The sequence below is a fragment of the Formosa algae genome, assembly GCF_001439665.1.
GTDB lineage: Bacteria > Bacteroidota > Bacteroidia > Flavobacteriales > Flavobacteriaceae > Formosa > Formosa algae.
Window position 1 is genome coordinate 200,724 of record NZ_LMAK01000011.1, and the last position, 24,327, is coordinate 225,050.

Below are 24,327 nucleotides of genomic sequence, written 5' to 3' on the forward strand. Positions count from 1 at the left end.
ACCAGAATAAAAAGAAACCGTAACTAAGGCTATGTTTTTTTTCTTCTTCATTTATAGAAAAAAATCATTATTTTATTTTATAGTAATTTCAAATGAGAATTGGTGTTATACCCTGTAAAAACAGGACACATTATGCCCGAGGCGGTTGTAAAATGGTTTGATTAACGTCTTGACCTAGACTATCGAAATGAAGAAACAATTCTGTAGAAATATCAGGTACTAAAAAACTAATCTCTACAGGTGTAAACTGAGTTACGTGAATATGGCAACAGTGACATTGACAAAATGGCGAACAATCGTCTGAAGTGCCATGATTGTGATCTGAATCTGAATGTTGTGAAATTTCGGTTGTATCATTATCGCACACAGAAGCATCATCTTCGCAAGGCGCAAAGTTTAATGCTAAAAAGTAAACAGATAATATGACGGCTAAATATTTCATTGATTCAAATATACAAATTATTGTATGCAATAGGATTGCAAAATGCAACGTCTAAACTTTAAAGAACTACAATACCAATAAACCATGTTCTTTTAATGTATTTATGGGTTTTGAAAACCAAAACAATTCAAAATTTTCAAATTGAGATTCAAAATCTTTTTTCAGCATATTAAACGATTTTATAGATGCGCTTCTAGGAGACAGTTTTTCTAAAGTTTGCAATAGCCACTCACCTTCTTCTAAAGGTGTTGTAATTTGGAACGCAGCTGTTTTATCGTAAAATGTCATTTTTAAACTGGTATACGTAGTTCCTTTTTTAGTTTTATAGACTTCTTCTACAAATGGTGTTTTTCCTAACCAAACAATTTTTGCCGTAGGTTTTACACTAAAATTCGGTTCGATTTGTAACGCATTATAAATACATTCTGAATCTATCGTCGTATCGGGAACCTTAAAATCGAACCAATCCTGAAGCGGTAAATCAAAACCAATACCGTGCATATAATTGAATAATGAGGTTTTTAGTCCGTTACTAAATTTGGAATGATCGATGCCTGTTACATCCGAAAACGCGACATCGTTATTGGCAAAGGTAATGTCGTTATAATGTGGTGTAACTCCAAACTCTGCGGGATTTAATCCAATTGGACTATGCGCTGTTAATGCAAACTGATGCCAAAATCCTGACTGTAACACGCCTACTTCGAATAACTGACGAACCATCTCTAAACTATCTACTGTTTCCTGCTCGGTTTGTGTCGGATACCCATACATTAAATATGAATGCACCATAATGTTACTTTCGGTAAGATTACGAGTCACTTGTGCCACCTGTTCCACAGTTACGCCTTTATCGATAAGTTTCAATAACCGATCTGAAGCCACTTCTAATCCGCCAGACACTGCAATACACCCCGATGCTTTTAAAAGCACACATAAATCTTGAGTAAAGTTTTTTTCGAACCTAATATTTGCCCACCATGTTAGGGTTAAATCTCGTTTTAATATTTCTAAAGCTAAGGCTTTCATTAATGAAGGCGGTGCGGCTTCATCTACAAAATGAAATCCGGTGTCGCCGGTTTGTTCAATAAGTTCCTCCATGCGATCGACTAAAGTCTTAGCTGCAATGGGTTCGTAAATTTTTATATAATCTAAAGAAATATCGCAAAACGTGCATTTTCCCCAATAGCATCCATGTGCCATGGTGAGTTTGTTCCAACGTCCATCACTCCATAAACTATGCATGGGATTTGCTATTTCAATCACTGAAATATAATCACTCAACAGTAAATCTGAATAATCTGGTGTTCCCACTGCACTCTGTTTGTAATCTGAAAGCGGACTATCATTCTTATACACGACTGCATCGTGTTCTAACAACAGCGTACGTTTAAATTTGAAGGTTTCTATATCTTTATTATTGACCACTAAATCGTGCAATAATTCTACAGGTAATTCGCCATCGTCTAAGGTTATAAAATCAAAAAACTCAAACACACGAACATCTTTTAACGAACGTAATTCTGTGTTTGGGAATCCGCCTCCCATTTCCACAACAATATCTGGATAATTACGCTTGATAAACTGTGCACAACGAAACGCACTATATAAATTCCCTGGAAATGGCACAGATAGACACACAATTTTTGGTTGCACGTCTTCTAACTTGTTTTCTAGAATTTGTAAGCTAATATCGTCTATAAACGTGAGGTCTTGTTGCAGGTTTTCATACAATTCATCAAACGAATTGGCACTCATCCCTAAACGTTCTGCATAGCGACTAAATCCAAAATTATCGTCGATACATTCAATAATAAAATCAGATAAATCTTCAAGAAACAAAGTTGCCAAATGTTTGGCTTTGTCTTGCATGCCCATATTTCCGAACGCCCAATTTAAATCTTCTAAATTATCGAATCTGGAAGCTCGTGGTAGAAAATTATCGGTACAAATTTGTCGCGCTAATGTTGTGTTTTTTCCTTGTAAAAAACGGACTACAGGTTCTAATACCTTTATATAATCGTCTTTTAGGGCATATATACGCTGACCGTTTTCACTCTGAATGGTGTCATTCTCGTAAGCGAAATCGAATAACATGGTAAATGCATTTTTTGAAAATAATTCTATAATCACTTCAATCCCCAAGTCCATTTGATATGAAGAAATGGCTTTTGTATTTAGAAATCCTTTTAAATATGCCGTTGCTGGATATGGTGTATTTAATTGGGTAAATGGTGGAGTTATCAGTAATATATCTTTCAAAATAGTGCAAAAATTTCAGCAAAGATAATGTATTTGTCTCCCGAAGTTTAATTGAAGGATTTAAATCTGAAATTTCAAAATAAAGCATTCATTCTCATTCAAATAAACTGCAGTTAAAAAATTATATGTATTTTGTTCATGCTATCAATTAGATACACAACCTGACTATGAATTCTGAACACGATTATAAAGCTGTAAACAAAGCCACCTGGAATGCCAAAACGGAAGCACATTTAACTTCAGATTTCTACGATGTTGAAAGCTTTGTAAACGGAAACTCCTCTTTAAATGCTATAGAGTTGGATTTATTAGGCGATGTTAAAGGCAAAAAGATATTGCATTTACAATGTCATTTTGGACAAGATTCCCTGTCTTTAGCACGTTTAGGAGCACAAGTCACTGGAGTTGACATATCTGATGTCGCGATTAAAAACGCCAACCAATTAGCGGAGCAACTTCAATTAGATGCTTCATTTTTGTGTTGCGATTTGTACGATTTACCCAATCATTTAGATGATACTTTTGATATCGTATATACCAGTTACGGTACCATTGGTTGGTTACCCGATTTAGAGCAATGGGCACAATTGATTTCTAAATATTTAAAACCAAAGGGCGAGTTTGTATTTGTTGAATTTCATCCTGTGGTTTGGATGTTCGATGACGATTTTAACAACATAATCTACCGCTATTTCAAGTCGGATGCTATTGTTGAAACAGAAGCTGGCACCTATGCAGATAGAACGGCCAATATCACAAATCAGTCAATTACTTGGAACCATAGTTTAGGAGAAGTTCTTGGTTCACTACTTAGGAATAATTTACAATTGCGTGCGTTTGAAGAATTTGATTACTCGCCTTACGATTGTTTTAATCATACTGTTGAGGTGAGTCCGAAACAATACAGAATACAACATTTAGAAGCTAACATCCCTATGCTTTATGCCTTAAAAGCCATAAAACCATAATTATATTATTTCACACCATAACCTTGTTCCGGTTGTTGTTCTAAAATGGCTAAAGCTTTCTTTTTCAGTTTTACTTTTTTCAGATATCTGCCATAGAATAAAGTAATAATTATAGCTAAAACACCTTGTATTAGCACTGTAGATTGTACACCTATATAATGCGATATACTACCAATAGCTAAACTCCCTATTGGTAACAATCCGGTTAATGACATAATGTAAATACTAATAACACGACCTCTAAAATGATTGGGTACATTAACTTGAATAATGGTATTGGTTATGGTACGTATAGACATCATTCCAAAGGCACCAATGGCAGCAAATATTAAGGCTAAATAATACACATTTGTTTCAGCAAACAACACTAATCCTACTCCGAAAATTAGAGAATTAATGGCTAATATTTTACTTAAATCTGTTCCCGTTTTTAATGATGCTAAGAAAATGGCTCCAATGAAAGCTCCGAAACCAATAACTCCATCAATCACACCTAAAGTAGACGCCGAGCCATTAAAAACATCTTTTGCAAAAGCGGGTGTTAAAGTGGTGTACGATAAGACAAACAAACTCATTAATCCTGTAAAAATAAGAATGGAATGAATTTCTGGTGTTTTTAAGATATAAGAAAAAGCATCTTTAAACTCCGATTTGATATTCCGATCTGCATTAGGTGTAATTTCACTTTTTGGCAATTTCATTAATAATAACGATCCAATTACAGGTATAAAACTCACAGCATTTAAACCAAAACACACATCGTCTCCAAAAGATTCTAAGATAAATCCGGCTAATGCTGGCCCTATTAATTTTGATAAATTCACCATAGACGAATTTAAGGCCAATGCATTGGGAAGGTCGTCTTTATTATCTACCATTTCCCGAACTAGAGATTGTCGTGCTGGCACATCAAAACCATTAATCACACCTAAAACAGCGCTCAAAATAATGATAGTCCAAACCGCATGATCTTTAAAGAAAATAATTGAAACCGTTAATAGCACAGCTTGGATTAAAGATACCACTTGAGTGATTAATAACACTTTGTGTCTGTTATAACGATCTGCAACCACGCCGCCATAAAGAGACACTAATGCCGTAGGAAATAGCGTAGCAAAAACAGCAACACCTAACATAAATTTTGACTGCGTTAAACTATAAATTACCCAACTCACAGCCGTTTTTTGCATCCAAGTCCCTAAGAGTGATACCGATTGCCCCATAAAGAACAATCTAAAATTTCTACTTTTAAAGGAATTGAAAGTGGTAAAATTCATATAAAAATGTTACTATTACTAAAACCACAAAATTAAACTATTCCCCTTAGAAAAGGGTTTTAAACTAATAGGCTTAATCTATCGTATATCAATAATTATTATATTCTGAATTATACAGCAAAATAATAGCAATCTGATGCTTTTTGAGTTGATTCGCTTAACTAAAAACGTAATCGTTATTTAAGACAGTAACTCTATCAAACCATTTTATATAATATAATGTTAAAGCCATTTTTCATCTAGGTGAAAAAAGTACATTTGTCTTGTGAAAAAATTAGTTACATATTCTAGCGGTATATTATTAACGCTTATATATTGTATTGCACTTTACGGTGTAGCACAACCGCTGCCTAAAACTTTCACACCGCTAACAGATCCTTCTGAAAAACATCAGGATATATCTTCGGTAACCAAATCCCTATTCAGTTTAACATCAGAACCTGAAAATATTGGTATCTCATTTGGACCTCCTGCTGCAGAGTTCTCTAAAACTCCTGTATTTAATCACGGTTGGTTTCCAAAATTAAACGAACGCCTTGTAAGTGCACAAATATCGCAATACACAGCGTATCAAACCAATACTTTGGTTAATTATCGTAAGCACGATTCTATTTTTCCGTTTCATTATTTCTGGTAATATCATGTTTTAATTTCGTGTGACTTCACGCGTCCGATTAACAACACTAAGATTATGTTTAAGTACATAATCTACATTTATTATGATATAATTTAAATACAATACAATGAATACCGGAACACTAATTCTTAGCGTAGTTTTTATAATTATCTGCGCTTCACCATTTATAATTACAACTCAAAATAGTAGAAAGAAAAAGAACGCAATGTTAAAGGCTTTAAAAACTATAGCTGAAACACATAATGCTACAATTACTAAACACGAAGTTGGAGCCGATTTTATTATTGGTTTAGACGAGACCAAAAACATGGTGCTATTCTATAAAAAAACAAATGATAAGATTACAGAAAACTGTTTAGACTTATCGGATTATAAAGCTTGTAGAATTTTAAAATTTTGTAAAAACACTAATGCTAAAAGTAATTCACAAATTATTGAAACATTAAAGTTAGAGTTTATCCCAAAGGATAAAACAACAACAGAATCTCAATTCGAATTCTATGATGAGGATACTAATATTCAATTAAGTGGAGAGCTAGAACTCATAAACACATGGCAACCGCTACTTCAACAGCGTATTGCAGCATTATAATATATAAATAAACCCTAAGCTTAGACCTTGGGGTTTGTTTTTTTAGTCAAACTCTTACAATAAGTATAATTTAAAGACTAATACGACCAAAATTCTAGTAAAAAATAAACCTCAATATAGAGATATCGAGGCTTGGCTAAATTTTTAGTTGTTTGTTTGTAAGAGCTTATTATCTAAGTATTTACAAAGTTAAGATTAATTTTTAGTTTATTAATGTTTTTTTTGATAAAATTTTAACTATTTATTAAAATAAAACCCTAAATATTAGGTTATCGTAATTTAGAAGGCTTAATTATAATAAAAAACAAAATTACTATGCTATTGTAAAGGTTTTAATACAAATTTTAAAACTCATTTATGTACATTAGTATTTGTATAATTTTAGACAGTATTAACCTTCTGTTTTACCAAACAAATATCCGTATGGTAAACCAACAAATAAAGCACCACCAACAATGTTTCCCAATGTTGCAGGAATTAGATTTTTAAATATAAATGTGCTCCAAGTAATATCTGCGCCTTCAAAAATAGACAATGGTATAAAATACATATTTGCAATACTGTGCTCAAATCCCATAGTAACAAAAGCCATAACAGGTAACCAAATAGCAACAATTTTTCCAATAGTATTCTTAGCTGCAATACCTTGCCAAAGCGCTAAGCAAACTAACCAGTTGGCTCCTATTCCTTTTATAAAAGTAACTAAGAAAGTATGACTGGTCTTACCATTGGCAATACTATGCACCATATTAATATAAGGTTCGCTATGTACAAGATGTGTTAAATGAGTAATTACATACGCTATAAAAATAGCGCCTATAAAATTACCAATATACACCAAGCCCCAGTTTTTAAACATGGCATATGCTTTCTGCCTTTTTGTTAAAATGTTTGGTATAAAATAGGCATTATTACCAGTAAACAACTCCGCCCCTACTAAAACCACTAAAATAAGTCCTAGTGGAAATGCAGCACCAAATAAAAATCGGGCTAAACCCGGATTATGAGCTGCTAAACCTGGAGAACCTCCAGAGATTATAATGGCTAATAATCCGCCAAAAGCAACATAAGCACCGGCTAAAAAAGCGAGTATTAATGTTTTACTAACTTTATACCCTTCTTTATTAAGAGCAATTTCATTTACTATTTTTATACCTTCTTTAGGTGAATTCATAATACTTGGGAAATCTGAATTAAAAACGAGGTTTAATTCGCTTTTACGTCTTTAAAATATTGATTTAAAATGGCTACTGCAGCATCAATTTCTTCTTGGGTATTTTCTCGAGCATCTTTTAACTCATAGTCCCAACCTAACGCTTCCCATTTATGGATGCCTAATTTATGGTAAGGTTGAAGTTCTATTTTTTCGATAGTTTTGTAATCTTTAAAATAGTTTCCCAATTGATGAAGTAACTCAGGGGTATTGGTTATTTCTGGTATTAGTACATAACGTAGCCACATTTTTTTTCCAGAATCTTCTCTGTATTTCGCAAAGTTAAATGTGGTTTCTTTATTTTTTGCTCCAGCCAATTTCTGGAACCCTTCTTCATTCATGTGCTTAATATCTAGCATTACTAAATCGGCATACTTATCTAATAATTCTGTTGTAGGATGATTCAATAATCGTCCGTTGGTATCAATATTAGTATGTATACCTTCTTCTTTTAAGCGTTTAAAAAAAGGAATTAAGCTCTTCGCTTGCAAAAGGGGTTCGCCGCCAGAAACAGTTACACCGCCTTTATCTCCAAAATAAGATTTCATTCTAAGAGCGCGTTGTACTAAATCTTCAATATTATACTCTGTACCACCTTGAGTATCTATAGTATCTGGATTATGGCAATACTGACATCTTAATTTACAGCCTTGTAAAAACACAACCATACGGATGCCTGGACCATCATGTGTCCCAAAAGATTCTATAGAATGTACGTTTAATATGTTGTCTGTTGTTTTAATAATTATTCAATTTTTAATTAAAAAAATAAGAGGCATTCAAAAATAAAAGTAACACTAAATAAATAAGGAGATTACGATATGGAAATAGTAAAAACTAGTGTGTTATATTTTGAATACCTCTTCAAGTTAAATAAACAGAGTTCTATTACATAGATTCGTGGAACGAACGAGAAATAACTTCTAATTGTTGTTCTCTTGTTAATCTTATAAAGTTAACAGCGTATCCAGAAACACGTATTGTTAATTGTGGGTGATTTTCTGGGTGTTCCATAGCATCTAATAAAGTGTCTTTATCTAAAACATTTACATTTAAATGTTGTGCACCATGTTGAAAATATCCTGTTAAAGTAGCCACTAAGTTATCTATACGTTCTTCGTTTGTTGCACCAAGAGATTTAGGTACGATAGAGAAGGTATTAGATACACCATCTTGTGAATCTTTATAGTCTATTTTAGCAACAGAATTTAATGAAGCTATTGCCCCGTTAGTATCACGTCCGTGCATTGGATTTGCTCCTGGTGCAAATGGTACACCTTTAGCTCTTCCGTCTGGAGTTGCTCCAGTCTTTTTACCATATACTACGTTAGACGTAATGGTTAACACAGACATTGTTGGTTCTGCATTTTTGTAAACTGCTAATTTTTTTAATTCATTGTTAAAGTCTTCAACAGCATTGTGAGCAAAAATATCTACACGATCATCATCGTTTCCATATTTAGGGAATTCACCTTCAATTTCGAAACTTACAGTTAATCCTTCTTCATTTCTAATTGGTTTAACTTTAGCATATTTAATTGCTGATAATGAATCTGCTACGATAGATAAACCTGCAATACCATAAGCGATATTAATAGCTGGATTAGTATCTATTAAAGCCATCTGACCTTTTTCGTAGTAATATTTATCGTGCATGTAGTGAATAATATTCATAGAGTCGTTATACACTCGTGCAACTTCTGTCATTGCCAATTTAAAATTAGCCATCACTTTATCGAAGTCTAAATACTCATCGTTATCTGCTTCAATACCTTTTACCATTTGTTTACCAGTAATTTCGCAACGCCCAGCATTTACAGCTAAAAGTAATGTTTTTGCTAAGTTAGTACGTGCACCGAAGAATTGGATTTGTTTTCCGATTTCTTGGTAAGATACACAACAAGCGATTCCGTAATCGTCAGATCCTCTTAACTCACGCATTAAATCATCGTTTTCGAATTGAATTGAAGATGTATCAATAGCAACTTTAGCACAATATTTTCTGAAATTTTCTGGTAATGAAGGTGACCATAATACAGTAATATTTGGTTCTGGTGATGGTCCTAGGTTGTACAACGTATGTAAGAAACGGAAAGCCGTTTTAGTTACTTTAGTACGTCCGTCTTTAAACATACCACCAATTGCTTCTGTAACCCATGTTGGATCTCCTGCAAAAATTTCGTCGTAAGCAGACATTCTTAAGTGACGTACCATACGTAATTTCATTACGAATTGGTCGATATATTCTTGAGCTTCAATTTCTCCAATAACTTCATTGTCTAGATCTCTTTGAATAAAAATATCTAAGAATGTAGACACATTACCTAAAGACATTGCAGCACCATCTTGTTCTTTTACTGCAGCTAAGTAAGCCATGTATGTCCATTGTACTGCTTCTTGTGCATTTTGTGCTGGGCGGCTTAAGTCAAGACCATAAGCATTACCCATAGCAATCATATCTTTTAAAGCTTTAAGTTGCTCAGACACTTCTTCTCTTAAGCGAATAACAGCATCTGTCATTGGGCCTTTAATGTGTGCTAAATCTTGTTTTTTAGCATCAATTAAACTGTTAATACCATACAATGCAATTCTTCTGTAATCTCCTATAATTCTTCCACGTGCATAGTTGTCTGGTAACCCTGTTAAAAACCCTAAAGATCTAAATTTTCTAATTTCTGCGTTATACGCATCAAACACACCATCGTTATGTGTTTTTACATATTTAGAGAATAATTCGTTTACGGCATTAGCTGGTTTTAAACCTATTTCTTCTAATGCTTTTTGAACTACTTTATATCCTCCAAAAGGTTTCATTGCACGTTTTAACAAACCATCTGTTTGTAACCCTACAATAGTTTCGTTTTCTTTATCTATATATCCTGCTTCAAAGTTTGCAATACCAGAAACAATATCCGTATCTACAGAATGTACACCGTTGTTAGCGCGTTCTATTTTTGTTGCATCTTTACATACATCCCAAAGTTTTTTAGTACGTTCGCTTGGTCCAATAAGGAACTCGTGCGTACCATGGTATGGTGTAATATTTTTGTACACAAAATCACGTACATTTATTGATGTATTCCAATCTCCATTTTGAAATCCTTCTGCTTGAAGGTCTGTGTTTTTTAACTCTGCTACTTTCATACTGAATTAATTTATTTATGTATATAATTTATTCTATATCCCAAAGTTCACCACAAAGCAAGAGTTAAAACATGACAATTGCTAGGTTTTAATCGAATTCAAAACAATCTAATAAAAAGCATTAAACCGTTGTTAATACATATTAAAAAGGTAGTTTTCGTGAATTTTCGTTAATAAAAAAGACCTTTTAGTACTAAACTCATAATTGATTGTTTAACAAGAACTTATACGGTCTATTTTTCAAACGTTTGAAAATTTTTAGTCATTTTAGAAAAACGCAGAAATGTCAATTTTCTTTACACAATTATCACTTATTTTAAGTTTCATTATCACGATTATTAAAAAAAATGTCTTCTATCATTTTTTACTAAGAATATCATATTTACACATCTTCTAAATGTATTGGTTGCCAAATTCAGTAAAATTACTACTGAAATATTTTTGCTTACATTTAAATTCTGAACCATTAATTCTATTCGTCACACTTATTTTATATGATACAATTTAAACACATTTATATTTTTGTTCTTGTATTACTAATTCAGGTTTCTGGATTTTCACAAGACGTAAGTTCTGCAGAAATCGACGCTCTAGTTGCAAAAACTATGGGATTAAATAACTCTGTAGGGATGGCTATTGCCATTGTTAAAGACGGAAAGGTGATCCATTCTAAAGGTTATGGTTTAAAATCTATTAATTCTAAAGACAAAGTAGATGAGAATACTTTATTTTCTATTGCGTCGAACTCTAAAGCATTTACAAGTGCTGCATTGGCTATTTTAGTCGATGAAGGTAAATTATCCTGGGATGACAAAGTTGTTGATTATATTCCGGAGTTTAAAATGTACGATGATTATGTAACTGCTAATTTTACTATTACCGATTTACTAACACACCGTAGCGGATTGGGATTAGGCGCTGGCGATTTAATGATTTTTCCAGATGGAGGCGATTTTACTATAGACGATGTTTTAAAAAGCTTTCAACACCAAACTCCAACATCTGCATTCCGTACACATTACGATTACGACAACCTTTTGTATATCGTTGCTGGGGAAGTTATTTACAGAATAAGTGGCTCGACTTGGGCCGACTTTATTCAGACACGAATTTTCGATCCTTTAGGTATGAAAACGGCTAAACCACTTATTAACCGTATTCCTGCACATGGAAATGTTGCCCTACCACATAGTTCTTATAATAACAAAATTGTAGAAGTTCCTGCTTATGATGGTGGCAATTTAGTTGGTGCTGCTGGCGGAATTAATGCAGGTGTTAACGATTTAAGTAAATGGATGCTACTACAACTTTATAAAGGAAAATATGGCGATAGTTTATCTAAAACTTTATTTTCTGAAAAGGTGCAAAAGCAAATGTGGTCGCCACTAACCATAACCGGTTATAATTTATATGCAGACGAACGTACAGGAAATCATTTTTCAGCATATGGTTTAGGTTGGGAAATCTCTGATGTAAAAGGTAAAATTATTGTGCAGCATACAGGCGGTTTAACAGGTATGTTATCACGCACCATATTAGTGCCGGAACTTAATTTAGGTATTGTGGTATTAACCAATACAGATCCTGGAGGTTATGCGTTTTATGCCGTTCCAGAAACCATTCTAGATATGTATTTAGACATCGATAAAAAAGATTGGGTAACAGAACTTACAGCCTATAGTAAAAGTCAGGAAAAAGATGGAGATGCAGTTACTAAAGCGGTTTGGGACACTGTAGAAGCCAATAAAAAGACCAAAATTGATTTCAAAAATTACATCGGCACCTACAACGATCCTTGGTTTGGAGATATAAGCATAACTGAAAAGGATGGAGCACTTTGGTTTACCTGTAAACGTTCGCCTAAATTGAACGGACAAATGTATTTTTATAAAGCCACTACTTTTGCTGTGAAATGGGAATTTACGGGAATGCCTTGCGATGCTTTCGCGACGTTTAACTTAAATGAAGAAGGTAAAGCCATGCAAATAAAAATGAAAGGCATCTCGCCTAATATCGATTTTAGTTTCGATTTTCACGATTTAAACCTTACACGTATAGATTAATCGCATGTATACGAGACCTGCTACTTTATCTGATACTAAAGCCATCGCTTCACTTCTATTATTAGCTATGGAAGACTTTATTTTTGAATGTATAGGAGTCACTGATTCGGTTCAAGCTTTGGCGTTTTTAGAACACTTTACAGCTTTAGAAGATAATCAATACTCCTATCAGAACTGTATGGTAATAGAAGATCAGAATCAAATAGTTGCCGCTATAAATTGTTATGATGGATCACTATTACACACGTATCGTTTACCTATTCAAAACTATATACTTACGCATTATAATAAAAAATTTAATCCTGAGGATGAGACTAATGCAGGAGAACTATATATTGATTCTTTTGCCGTATTAGAGAGTCATCGCGGACAAGGTATTGGCATTAAGCTTTTAAAACACATTATAGAGATTTTTGCACATGATGAACATAAAACGTTAGGCCTATTGGTTGAAACGCACAATCTTAAAGCTGAGCGCTTGTATTTAAACCTCAGTTTTAAATGTGTTGGTATAAAAACGTTGGTTGGAAAAACACTAAAGCATCTTCAATATACAGCACAATAGAACATGCCGTATTATAAAATTAGGACTTAAACACGTCACTTAATATTTCATAAGATTTTTTACGCGCTTCATGATCATAGATATGAGACACCACAATGAGTTCTTGCACTTGTGTTTTTGCAACAAATTCAGAAATTTCTTTTTCAATAGTCGCCTTAGATCCTATAAAAGTATAATGTAACATATTCATGATCATGGCTTGTTGTTGCTCATTCCATACACCGTTCATAGATTTTACTGGCGGTTGTAAAGGTCGGCGTACGTTGGTTATAATTCCTAAAGCTAACTGAAACAAACTTGTTGCTAACTCTTGGGCGTCGTCATCGGTTTCTGCAGCAATCACATTAATACAAGCCATACTATAAGGTTTGCTATTAGTTGTTGAAGGCTGAAACGTATTATTATAAATATGAAGTGCATCAAACAATTGAGCCGGTGCAAAATGACTGGCAAAAGCATAAGGTAATCCTTTTTTAGCTGCCAAATCTGCACTAAACGTACTAGAACCTAGTAAATATATTGGTATTTCTAAACCTTCTCCAGGAATAGCTCTAACAGGCTCACCCAAATCCTCATTGGTAAAATACGCTTGTAATTCTTGTATATTATTCGGGAAATCCTGAACACTCTCTTGTCTATCACGTCTTAATGCCATAGCTGTACGCTGATCTGTACCTGGTGCGCGCCCTAATCCTAAATCTATACGACCTGGATATAATGTGTCCAACGTACCAAATTGTTCTGCGACCACTAAAGGAGCGTGATTAGGAAGCATAATTCCACCTGAGCCAACACGTATGCTTGAAGTTCCCTGAGCTACATAACCCAATAAAATAACAGTTGCAGAACTCACTAAACTATCCATGTTATGGTGTTCAGATATCCAATACCGTGTATACCCTAAAGCTTCAACATGTTGTGCTAAATTTAAAGCATTCTGCATCGCTTTTTGTTGGGTATGACCTTGTGTAATCGGCACTAAATCTAATACCGAAAATTTTATTGTTTTTAAATCTACATTACTCATTATCTGCACAGTGTATTTTAAAAGTTATGTCTGAAAATTGCATTGAGATTTAACTCATATAAGTTTAAAATTATGAGTTAGATTATTCAAATTTATGAATATAATACCGAAGACCAATAGTGTAAAACTTAATCTATTCTTAAAGTTTAAGGTGTGTAGATCGACACATTAAAGTCTATTTTTAAACATAAAAATTTGCCATCTCATAGTTTAATAAAAGGACTCTATAACTCGTGAAATCAAAACAATTTCCTAAGCATTTTAAATGGGGCGTTACCATATCTTCTTACCAGAATGAAGGCGCCTATAATACCCACGGTAAAGGGCCTTCAATTTGGGACACGTTTACTAACAGACCAGCATTTAAAAAAGGAACAGGGAATACAGCCACAGACTTTTACACCAATTACAAAGCAGATATTGACCAAGTCAAAGCATTGCATTTAGATTGCTTTCGGTTCTCTTTATCTTGGTCTCGCATTTTTCCACAAGGTACCGGAGAGATAAATCCTGAAGGTGTTGCTTTTTATCACGATGTTATAAATTATGCTTTAGACGTAGGAATAGAACCTTGGGTGACTTTATACCATTGGGATTTACCACAGGCATTACAAGATCTAGGCGGATGGACAAATCGAGACATCTTAACATGGTTTGAGACTTATGTTGACTTTTGTACAAAAACATACGGTCTAAAAGTTAAAACATGGATTATTTTAAACGAACCCATGAGTTTTATTGGTCTTGGCTATTTTATGGGCATGCATGCGCCAAGAAAAAAAGGTTTGAAAAACTTTTTACCAGCAGCTCATAACGCAGCTTTATGCCAGTCATTAGGAGGCCGAATAGTAAGACAAAATGTAGAACACGCTAATATTGGCACTACTTTTTCGTGCTCGTATGTGCGCCCCTTAAACCGTCGGGTGATGCATAAAAATGCCGCCCAAAGAATAGACGCCTTATTAAATCGTTTTTTTATAGAACCCAGTTTAGGCTTAGGTTATCCTACAGCTGCAATTCCGGGTTTAAATCGTATTGAAAAATATTATCAGCCTGGCGATGAAGATTTACTAGCATTCGATTTCGATTTTATTGGCGTACAATATTATTTTAAAATTGTAGCAAAATTCAGCTTGCTCCCTCCTATTCTTTTCGCCGCCGAAGTTCCTGCCGAAAAACGAGATGTTAAGACAAATGCTATGAATTTGGAAATATATCCGAAAGGGTTATATAAGATGTTAGAGCAATTCAATCAATATTCAGGCGTAAAAGATATATATATCACCGAGTCTGGTCAGTGCTTTGAAGATGAATTAATCGATGGAAAAATTCAAGATAAAGCACGTATAAATTATTTTAAAAAGACCTTTAAATATACACTTAAAGCTATAGAAAATAAAATGCCTATAAAAGGTTATTTTATTTGGACGCTTATCGATAATTTTGAATGGGCAGAAGGCACAAAGCCTAGATTTGGAATTATTTATAACGATTTTAAAACTCAAAAGCGCACCCTTAAAAAGTCTGGATTATGGCTTAAATCCTTTTTAAGAAAACGATAATAAATAGCCTTCAACATGAAGTCTGAATGTGTGATTTTCAGTTTGGTATATAATTTGTTATATTCATCTAAAATCTTATAGATCATGAAAAAGCATGTTATATTATTAATAGTTTTAGTTTTCAGTATTAATTTAACATTCTCTCAAACTAAAGCTGAAAAGAAAGCTCTAAAAAAAGAAAAACAAGAACAAGAGTTTATTGCCATAAAGAAACTACTAGAATCTTCTAAATTCACTTTTGATGCCGATTGGGCTACAACACAAGGTGGTAAACGTATTAGTTTAATTGGAAATCCTAACTTTTTAAAAGTGAACGATTCTATTACAGAAGCAGACATGCCATACTTTGGTGTTGCTCAGATGGCTTCTTATGGTGGCGATGGTGGTATAACATTTAACGGACCTTATAAAGAATATTCTTTAACCTACAACGAAAAAAAACACAGAGGCATTGTAAAATATGCGATTACAAATGATTCTGAAAATTTTAAAATTACACTAACCGTTTATAGTCCAGATTCAGCATCTTTAGTGGTGTATAGTAGTAACAGAAATAGCATTACCTTTGATGGGAAAGTTGAACCTTTAAAAATTAAAGATAAAGGTGACCATTAATTATCGAGATGCACATAAAACTCTAAACCTATGAATGCGTTTTCCAATATACTTACTATATTTTGTATTGTAGTTGTTAGCCATATAAGCATGGCGCAAACTACCAGTACAGGGAAAGCCTCTTATTATAGTGATTCATTACAAGGTGCACCTACAGCAAGTGGCTCTCTTTATAATAAAGAAGCATTAACAGCAGCCCATCTTACCCTTCCTTTTAACACCTTAGTTAGAGTCACTAATCTGAGTAACGACAAGTCTGTAGTTGTTGTAATTAATGATCGCGGACCATATACTAAACGTAGAATTATAGATTTATCTCGTGCCGCAGCAGAAGAAATAGATTTAATAGATCAAGGCGTATCTAAGGTTAAATTAGAAGTCATAGAAAATTATTTTTCTAGATAAAACACATCAATTAATAACATAATGATAAAACAACTAGATTGTAAACAATTAGAAGAATCTATAAAAATACATATCCTTTTTCAATTGTCGTATACCGTGGAAGCCGAGCGCATAGGCTGTAAAGATTTTCCACCATTAAAACGCACCATTGATGACTATAATAATAGTTCCTCTCTTTTTTATGGTTTTTTTGAAAATAATGCTTTGGCTGGAATTATAGAAATTCAAGTTTCTGAAGAACTTACAGACATACATAGTTTAGTGGTTAATCCAAAATACTTTAGATGCGGTATTGCTAAGCAATTAGTAAACCATGTACTAGAGACACATCCATCTGCTTGTACAATTGTAGAAACTGCCCTATTAAATACACCAGCGACGCACTTATATAAATCTTTAGGTTTTATGGAGGAAAAACAATTTAATTCAGCAGAAGGCATTCAAAAAATACAATTTAAACGCTGCAATAAAGCTTAGAACACATTACGTTTTACATTTAAAACTTAACTACATTTAAGCCCAATACGTATCCCTTCTTAATAACGAAAAGACATCTAAAAAATTAGTGCAACTGACATATGAATTATATAAAACAAGCGTCTAAAATTCTATGTATAGTATTGTTTATATTATTAATTATTTCACTGATTATGGGTGGATTAATGATACTTTTCAGTTTCATTTTTGGGATTTTAATGGGCTATTATGGTCTTATCTTTTTAGCTACTAAATTAATTGGTACTAAAAGCAATCAAGCCTATACATTTGGATTAGCTCTACTCTTTTTTATACCTCTCATATGGTCTGTTATAGATCCAGAGAGCATTTTTAATTTTATGACACAAGGTTTTCATATAGATATGAGACATTAATGTAAAGACAAGTTTACAGCTGAAACTAATGCTATAAATGTTTATTAGTCTTGCACTATTTCATACCATGTCTATAACTCGGAAAGTAATTTTCTCCGCTATCTGCAGTACCTAACAGCACATTTAATTTTTGATAAATCTGATGATTTGTAATTTTTCTACCGGTAAAATACATCTCATCTGGATCTTTAGGAAAGAATGTTTTTTTATAATGATATAAATCATCACCGTCTTTACGTCCTCCTCCTAAAATGTAATATTTATACTCGTGAGCTCTGGCCCATTGTATTACGGCAATTTTCAAGAAATCGTTAGGTCTTAAATTAAAATATTCTGACAAAGTACCGCCTAAATATGAAAAAAGTGTATCACCCGAAATTAATATTAATTCTGCAGAAATAGCCACATCATCTTTATACACAATTGCTAATAAGAAATCGTTTTTACTGAGTTCAATGATGTTTTGAAAATAACTTAACGCGTAATGGTATTCTATACTCGCGTTAATACGTTGCATGGTACGGATATAAATATTGTGAAAAACTGCAATACTTTCTTGATCGGAAGCGTCTTGAACAAACACTATATTTAAGTTTTCTGAGACTCCTTTTCTGTAGTTGTTTCTTACTTTAGACTTAAAATTATTCCATTGTAAATCTTCAGAAACAATCTCGCCTTTAACATTGGTTAATGTTGGAATTAAATGTCCAGAATAGCATTTATAATTTCCGTTTAAACTGAATCTCAAAAATTCAGACACCACATGATGTTCTTTATACCAAGCGTCAACTAAAGTCCAAAAACTAATAAATACATCATCTGTAACATCGTCATTAAAAATAGGTCCGCTATAACCATAAGGCGATTTTACATCATAATACGTTACACCATCCACTACACTTGGAATTTTAATAAATAGAAACGGCATCACCATTAGTGTTTTATTATGCTCATCTTTTAGAGTAAAGTAAAATAATCTTTCGTCTATAACGTCATCAATATTACCCGCCCAAATTCTATAAAACGGATTTACAAAATCGAAGCTATTTACTATTTTTAAATATTCATCGAAATCAAAATCATTTTTAATTTCAGAAGCCGTTAGTTTCATATTTGTATTATTTAAACCTGTAGTTATGCTCTAAATTCATTCACAAATAAACATTTTAAAGTGTTTGTTTTTAGCGACTAAACATAATAAATTAATTGATATGTACTTTTTTTATTTTTCTATATTTTCAGCGACAAAATCTGCTACCAACTCAGCAATTAACGTTCTCCCATGATTGTTCCAATGCATATCATAAATTAAGTTTGTTGGGGTTTTAGAAGCTTGTAATGGTTCAGAAAAATCTAAATATCTAAATCCATTATCTTCTAAATATTTAAGAAAAATTGGTGGTGTTTGTGCTGCATCTAACAATAGAGTAAAGCGTTGTTTATCGTACCCATAAGTATGGACTAACCTTTTAAAATTTATAATATATTGATCTTGTAATTCTGTTTCTGAACTACGTTTTGAAATAGCCTTATTATTATTGTTTACAGACGTAATTTTAGACAGTAAACTTTTAGCCGCATCAAAAGTACCAACGTTTTGCAAATACACCAACAACTTACTTTGTCGCAAGGTTTTATACAAGGGTGTCTCTAATTTCATTCTGTCTTGAACAACGGTATATGAGCTTCTAGTTAAATCGTTTTCAAATTTTAAACCTAAAACCACATAGTCTACTAAATCGAATGTCTCTTTGTAGGTATTAATCATATGCAATTGGTCTGCAAAATCGTAACCTGCATAGCCATATTCGTACACTTCGACATCTTTTAAACGCTGTTCTATTTTCTTTCCTATTGAATTTGTATACTGCTGATGAAAGCCTTCAATAAAAGAATCTCCAACCAATGCTATTTCTACTTGATCTGGAGTTGGATGAAATTCACGATACGAATTGTAGCCTGAATTATTAATATGATATTCAGAAAAATGCTGTCGTCTTATTCCTGTCACCGCAAAACCACGCTGATTAGGCACCCATTTTTCTACGCCAAATTCATCGACATAGCGCACAGGATAATCTTTAGTTAAATGCAACAACCTAATCACAACTTCTAAGCACAATGCAATTAGGACGGCGTAAAGCAACATATTTATAAATAACTTTTTCATTGTCTTAAAATTGAAAATAAATAAAGGATCTATCTACATTACTATCGTAAAACAATAGCATCGCCAAAACAACAATCGTATACATAATAAAGCGTACCACTTTAGATGTAAACAAGAACGGAGACCGCTCGTCTTTTCTAATAATATACTCGTAAACCACAAATAATATGATGAGAATATAGTAATCCATCATTCTATATCCCAAAGGATGCAAATAGGTTTCGTAGGTGAAATTAGTGCATAATCTATGTATAAAACCAAAGGCTTCGGTAATGGATGCTGATCTAAAAAATATTCTAGAAAACGTGACTATAACAAATGTTAATAGCACCTGCCCCAGTTCAGTAAATGATGGGAATATGCTATTCTGTGCAATTACAGTGTCTTTATATACTGCGTTTCGCCCTAATAAAAACACCGGAATAAATGCCAAGGCATGAAAACCGCCCCAAAAAATAAACGTCCAATTAGCACCATGCCAAAATCCACTGACTAGAAAGATGATGCAGATATTTCTTATCGATTTAAGTGTACTGCCTCTAGAACCTCCTAACGGAATATATATATAATGTCTAAACCAAGTGGAAAGTGAAATGTGCCAACGTTGCCAATATTCGGCTACATTTCTAGAAAAATTCGGGAATTTAAAATTCGACATTAGTTCAATACCGAAAAGCTTTGAAGTACCTATCGCAATATCTGAATAGCCACTAAAATCACCATACACTTGGAAACTAAACAAGGTAACACCTAAGATTAACGTTGATGCAGAATGTGAATTATAATTAGCAAAAATATCATCGACAATGGGTCCGATTGCATCTGCGATTACAATCTTTTTAAACAAGCCCCAAAGTATTAACTTTAACCCTGAAACCATTTGATTGTAGTTAAAGGTTCTCTTATTAAAAATTTGAGACATTAAATTTGAAGCCCGTTCTATAGGTCCTGCTACTAACTGCGGAAAAAAGCTTACAAAAGCTGCAAAGGACAAAAAATCTGAAGTCGGTTTTAATTTTTTATAATACACGTCAAACGAATACGACATGGTCTGAAACGTGTAAAAAGAAATACCAACAGGTAACACAACATGTAACATCCAGGTACTTTTTAATTCGTACCCGAATACGCTAAACATATCGATCCAGGAGTCTACAAAAAAGTTGTAATATTTAAAACATCCTAAAAGACCAATATTAAAAATAACACTTACCCATAACCAGCGTTTACGTTGCTTTGCTACAGTGGTCGCATCTATTTTTAATCCAACACCATAATCTACACAAGTACTTAATAGAATTAACGACAAAAACCTCCAATCCCACATACCATAAAACACGTAGCTAGCGATTAAAAGAAGTACATTCTGTGCTTTTAAATGGTTTTTAAACACAAACCAATACAAGATAAAAACCACAGGTAAAAAAATAAAAAACTCTAATGAATTAAAGACCATATCGTTAATTATAAAAAGGATAATAATACCTTGTGAGTGACTTGGATTCTTCTAAAATATGTAGACTATAGATTAGACACCAAAAGTTTTGGTGTTTCATTTAGTTTTTAAAGTGTTTGTTTTCAATTGTTTTAATCGTTTTTAAAATTATTTTCTGTCCTGCTTTAGCGAATTTTGGGTATAACGAATCAAAAGTATCATTTGCTTTTACTTTAATTGGGTGTTGTCTTAATATGGTACCTTCATCTATCTTTTCATCGATAATATGAGTGGTTATCCCTGTCACTTTTACACCATAATCTAAAGCGTCTTGAATCGCTGTTTTAGTGCCTAAAAAACTAGGAAATAAAGACGGATGTATATTTAGTATCCTGTTTGGAAACGCTTTAAGCATCTCATCTTTTATAATGTATTTATAATTAAGCATAAAGATATAATCGATATCTCGTTTCTTAATTTCTTGGATTACAAAAGCCTGATATGCTACTATATTTTTAAAATCTGATTTAAGAATTTTAATCGTTTCAATTTGGTAAGATTCTGCAAGGTCTTTTGCGCCACAAGGTTCTTCCTCGTACACAACTAAACTAATGTTAGATTGCTTTAATTTATTGTTCTTAAAAGCTTCAATAGTATCTTTGGCATTACGTCCCCAACCGGTGACTAATATGGCCCAATTTAATTTTTTTTCTACAGTCATTAACACTTACAATTTTACGTTTATCTTACTCAAACAGAATCTGTTCCTTAAAATAAAAGTAGCGAATTAAAAATTCATATCAATCAAAAAAAAAAATATAAAACCGTATTTTATTATTTATTTTTTACGTAAAATCAAAGCGAATAAAATAAAGAAAATTATAACTGGTTTTTAAAGATGAATTTAACTACGGTTTACAAACTTAACCTTTGGAATATAGCATATAACCACCTCCAATAATTAATAAGGGTACAGCAATACACATTAGAATAATGGTCCATCTGTATAAGCCCCAAAACGAGACTATTTTTCTCTCGTCCCCATGTTTTTCGTAGATTATCATTACAGATTCTCCCACCTTATAGGCTGGCGGACTAGAACTTACACTGCTATTAAACCGAACGACAGCATTATTACGGTTAGTGTATTCGAAAACCGGTTTATAAGTATAGCTATCATCGCCTCGTATTTCTATTAAATCGACTACGGTTGCTTTAGTTCGAACACCATCTAATTGTAAAGTTTTGGTAGCGTTATAATGTTTAAAAGCAAAAAACAATAGCAGTGTTGCAACGCACAACATTCCGATATATAGATACTCAATCATTTTCATCTTATTTACATTAAAACCTAATGTCTAAAAATAGAAAAAGAACAGCATGCTTTTACCATACTGTTCTTTTTTTATATAAATTTATTTAAACTAATTATTATACCGTCCTTAATTAGCCTGAATTAACTGCTGTATAAGATCTTTTAAATCGGAACTTATAAGATCGGGTTGTAAGTAATACGGATTATAAATTTCTGTCTTTCTTTTGATATAAGCCGTGCTTAATCCTGCTTTTTTAGCGCCGAATAAATCCCAATCGTGCGTGGCAACCATAGCAATTTCATGAACCTGAAGCCCTTCTTGTTGAGCAACATAATGATAAATATCTTTAAAAGGCTTATATTTTTTAACCGCATCTACAGAATAATACGAATCAAAATAATCTATAATTTCTGCATTCGTTAACTGCTCTTTAATCATCTCTAAAGAAGAATTAGAAACAGCAATGACCCGAATATCATGTGCTTTTAAGAGTTCTACTGCCGGAATTACATCATTATAAGCAGGTAGCTTTTTAAAAGCACCTAAAATCTGAGCTTTAGTTTCTGACGTTAAAGGTTTATCGTTTTCAAAAAACAGATTCTCTAAACCTGCATCGGCCAATTCACCGAAATTTTTATATGTATCCATAGTGCCCATCACTGTAGAACTATGCAATAATTTTGTAAACCAATATTTAACCACATAAGCATCATCAAAATATTTATCAAACTCAGACTTCAATAAGCTAAGGTTTAATAAGGTTTCATTCATATCGAAAAATACTGCTTTTTTCATATCATTCTGGTTTTAATAAGGAAGTGAATTAAAATTAAGATTTTATTTAACGAAGTCTGCTTTTTCTAAACCATTATTAAACTTTATGTCCGTCCAAGTCACATTAATCCATGGTTTATCTGTCACTTCTGCATCCCAATTAGACGCTTTATATCTTCTTTTTGTTGGAATTAATAATCCGTCAATTTCTTCATATTCTAACTCCATTAACAACGGATCTGACTTTCCAAAATCCATTACTGTAAACAAAAACTGGTCGACTAATTTTGTATCTGTATTGATGTATAATTGATAAATATCTTTAGGTTTCCCATCTTCAGAATCGAAAGTTACTTTTACCACATCATAGTTTGCATCACCTACTGTTTGTGCTTTAATATAATCGTAGTTTAATCCCGGATCCATTAATTTCTGCATCATTGTAAACCAATAAAAATTTGTTGGTCTGTTAAACGCCACACGTTTTAAAGCTGCAGAATCGTTTACCACTTTACTCTCATGTTTTAACCAATATTCGGTCCCGTCGTATCCTTGTTCTAACGTACCTTCCATATCTGCCAACGATCTTTCATGCTTGGTATACATCCCGTAAGATAACTCGCCATTAAACATATATTTTTCTGTTGTAATATCTGTTTTTCCATCGGGAGTTTGATAGGTATATGTATACACCACATCTTTTTTACGCATGAGTTCACCATAATCTCCAACTTTCTGAGTCATGTTATACACCAACTCATGAGCTTTGTTTTTAAATTCTGGTGTTTTTTCCGGAACTATTTGCTCTGAGGTCTCTTGTTTTACTGCTGAAGACACCGTTTTCTTTTCGTCTTTACAAGATATCAAAGTGGAAATTGAAATTAAACTTACTGCTAAAATTTTTCTCATTGTTGTTTTTATTTGGAAGTGAAATTAAATGGAATAGTAGAATTTATAAAGAAAACCTTACAAATTATTTGAGAAAACT

General features: G+C 32.9%; 23 protein-coding genes. 9 read left to right on the forward strand and 14 right to left on the reverse strand.

What is annotated here, in order from left to right; genetic code table 11:
• Nucleotides 1-130: 130 nt before the first annotated feature.
• Nucleotides 131-442, reverse strand: coding sequence for a DUF6660 family protein (locus AST99_RS04460; RefSeq protein ID WP_057779594.1), 312 nt, complete (start codon nt 440-442; stop codon nt 131-133).
• A gap of 66 nt (nt 443-508) precedes the next feature.
• Nucleotides 509-2,704 carry a B12-binding domain-containing radical SAM protein gene (locus AST99_RS04465; RefSeq protein ID WP_057779596.1) on the reverse strand — a complete coding sequence of 732 codons (2,196 nt, stop codon included), beginning with the start codon at nt 2,702-2,704 and terminating at the stop codon, nt 509-511.
• Nucleotides 2,705-2,871: 167 nt separating this feature from the next.
• On the opposite strand from AST99_RS04465, the gene AST99_RS04470 reads away from it, so the two are divergent.
• A complete protein-coding gene (locus AST99_RS04470; protein ID WP_057779598.1) occupies nt 2,872-3,672 on the forward strand; it encodes a class I SAM-dependent methyltransferase in 801 nt (266 codons plus the stop codon).
• Nucleotides 3,673-3,677: 5 nt separating this feature from the next.
• On the opposite strand, the gene AST99_RS04475 is transcribed toward AST99_RS04470, so the two are convergent.
• Nucleotides 3,678-4,949 carry an MFS transporter gene (locus tag AST99_RS04475; RefSeq protein ID WP_057779600.1) on the reverse strand — a complete coding sequence of 424 codons (1,272 nt, stop codon included), beginning with the start codon at nt 4,947-4,949 and terminating at the stop codon, nt 3,678-3,680.
• Between the two features lie 265 nt (nt 4,950-5,214).
• On the opposite strand from AST99_RS04475, the gene AST99_RS04480 reads away from it, so the two are divergent.
• Both AST99_RS04480 and AST99_RS04485 read left to right on the forward strand, forming a co-directional pair.
• The gene (locus AST99_RS04480; RefSeq protein WP_057779602.1) at nt 5,215-5,586 is read left to right on the forward strand and encodes a hypothetical protein; all 372 of its coding nucleotides are present in this window, start codon (nt 5,215-5,217) and stop codon (nt 5,584-5,586) included.
• 106 nt (nt 5,587-5,692) lie between these two features.
• On the forward strand, nt 5,693-6,178 hold the full coding sequence (locus AST99_RS04485; protein WP_057779604.1) for a hypothetical protein: 486 nt from the start codon (nt 5,693-5,695) through the stop codon (nt 6,176-6,178).
• 391 nt (nt 6,179-6,569) lie between these two features.
• Here AST99_RS04485 and AST99_RS04490 read toward each other — a convergent pair whose 3' ends face one another.
• The 3 genes from AST99_RS04490 to pflB all read right to left on the reverse strand — a co-directional run bounded on the left by AST99_RS04490 (nt 6,570) and on the right by pflB (nt 10,535).
• On the reverse strand, nt 6,570-7,352 hold the full coding sequence (locus tag AST99_RS04490) for a formate/nitrite transporter family protein (protein ID WP_057779606.1): 783 nt from the start codon (nt 7,350-7,352) through the stop codon (nt 6,570-6,572).
• A gap of 32 nt (nt 7,353-7,384) precedes the next feature.
• Complete coding sequence (gene pflA, locus AST99_RS04495; RefSeq protein ID WP_307414999.1) at nt 7,385-8,140, reverse strand: pyruvate formate-lyase-activating protein; 756 nt, start codon at nt 8,138-8,140, stop codon at nt 7,385-7,387.
• 139 nt (nt 8,141-8,279) lie between these two features.
• A complete protein-coding gene (pflB, locus tag AST99_RS04500; protein WP_057779610.1) occupies nt 8,280-10,535 on the reverse strand; it encodes a formate C-acetyltransferase in 2,256 nt (751 codons plus the stop codon).
• Nucleotides 10,536-11,029: 494 nt separating this feature from the next.
• Between pflB and AST99_RS04505 the strand changes: the two genes are divergently transcribed.
• Nucleotides 11,030-12,598 carry a serine hydrolase gene (locus AST99_RS04505; RefSeq protein WP_057779611.1) on the forward strand — a complete coding sequence of 523 codons (1,569 nt, stop codon included), beginning with the start codon at nt 11,030-11,032 and terminating at the stop codon, nt 12,596-12,598.
• 4 nt (nt 12,599-12,602) lie between these two features.
• Nucleotides 12,603-13,163, forward strand: coding sequence for a GNAT family N-acetyltransferase (locus AST99_RS04510; RefSeq protein WP_057779613.1), 561 nt, complete (start codon nt 12,603-12,605; stop codon nt 13,161-13,163).
• Between the two features lie 19 nt (nt 13,164-13,182).
• Here the strand turns inward: AST99_RS04510 and AST99_RS04515 are convergent, their stop codons facing one another.
• Complete coding sequence (locus tag AST99_RS04515) at nt 13,183-14,190, reverse strand: LLM class flavin-dependent oxidoreductase (RefSeq protein WP_057779615.1); 1,008 nt, start codon at nt 14,188-14,190, stop codon at nt 13,183-13,185.
• A gap of 233 nt (nt 14,191-14,423) precedes the next feature.
• Between AST99_RS04515 and AST99_RS04520 the strand changes: the two genes are divergently transcribed.
• From AST99_RS04520 to AST99_RS04535, 4 genes are all read left to right on the forward strand, one after another.
• Nucleotides 14,424-15,752, forward strand: a complete 1,329-nt coding sequence (locus tag AST99_RS04520; RefSeq protein ID WP_057779617.1) for a glycoside hydrolase family 1 protein — start codon at nt 14,424-14,426, stop codon at nt 15,750-15,752.
• An 84-nt stretch (nt 15,753-15,836) separates the two neighbouring features.
• Entirely contained in the window at nt 15,837-16,367 is a 531-nt protein-coding gene (locus AST99_RS04525) for a DUF4251 domain-containing protein (protein ID WP_057779618.1), read from the forward strand.
• A gap of 90 nt (nt 16,368-16,457) precedes the next feature.
• Nucleotides 16,458-16,772 (forward strand): septal ring lytic transglycosylase RlpA family protein, encoded by a 315-nt coding sequence (locus AST99_RS04530; RefSeq protein ID WP_057779620.1) that lies wholly within the window; start codon nt 16,458-16,460, stop codon nt 16,770-16,772.
• A gap of 21 nt (nt 16,773-16,793) precedes the next feature.
• Nucleotides 16,794-17,249, forward strand: coding sequence for a GNAT family N-acetyltransferase (locus tag AST99_RS04535; protein ID WP_057779622.1), 456 nt, complete (start codon nt 16,794-16,796; stop codon nt 17,247-17,249).
• 450 nt (nt 17,250-17,699) lie between these two features.
• Here the strand turns inward: AST99_RS04535 and AST99_RS04545 are convergent, their stop codons facing one another.
• From AST99_RS04545 to AST99_RS04575, 7 genes are all read right to left on the reverse strand, one after another.
• Nucleotides 17,700-18,755 (reverse strand): GNAT family N-acetyltransferase, encoded by a 1,056-nt coding sequence (locus AST99_RS04545; RefSeq protein WP_057779625.1) that lies wholly within the window; start codon nt 18,753-18,755, stop codon nt 17,700-17,702.
• A gap of 111 nt (nt 18,756-18,866) precedes the next feature.
• Nucleotides 18,867-19,814, reverse strand: coding sequence for a hypothetical protein (locus tag AST99_RS04550; RefSeq protein WP_057779627.1), 948 nt, complete (start codon nt 19,812-19,814; stop codon nt 18,867-18,869).
• Between the two features lie 4 nt (nt 19,815-19,818).
• Entirely contained in the window at nt 19,819-21,270 is a 1,452-nt protein-coding gene (locus AST99_RS04555) for an MBOAT family O-acyltransferase (RefSeq protein ID WP_057779629.1), read from the reverse strand.
• Nucleotides 21,271-21,370: 100 nt separating this feature from the next.
• Complete coding sequence (locus AST99_RS04560) at nt 21,371-21,970, reverse strand: formyltransferase family protein (protein WP_057779631.1); 600 nt, start codon at nt 21,968-21,970, stop codon at nt 21,371-21,373.
• Nucleotides 21,971-22,172: 202 nt separating this feature from the next.
• Nucleotides 22,173-22,577, reverse strand: a complete 405-nt coding sequence (locus tag AST99_RS04565; RefSeq protein ID WP_198151404.1) for a DUF3592 domain-containing protein — start codon at nt 22,575-22,577, stop codon at nt 22,173-22,175.
• 114 nt (nt 22,578-22,691) lie between these two features.
• On the reverse strand, nt 22,692-23,360 hold the full coding sequence (locus AST99_RS04570) for a haloacid dehalogenase type II (protein ID WP_057779635.1): 669 nt from the start codon (nt 23,358-23,360) through the stop codon (nt 22,692-22,694).
• 42 nt (nt 23,361-23,402) lie between these two features.
• Nucleotides 23,403-24,248 carry a DUF6503 family protein gene (locus tag AST99_RS04575; protein WP_057779637.1) on the reverse strand — a complete coding sequence of 282 codons (846 nt, stop codon included), beginning with the start codon at nt 24,246-24,248 and terminating at the stop codon, nt 23,403-23,405.
• Nucleotides 24,249-24,327: the final 79 nt, after the last annotated feature.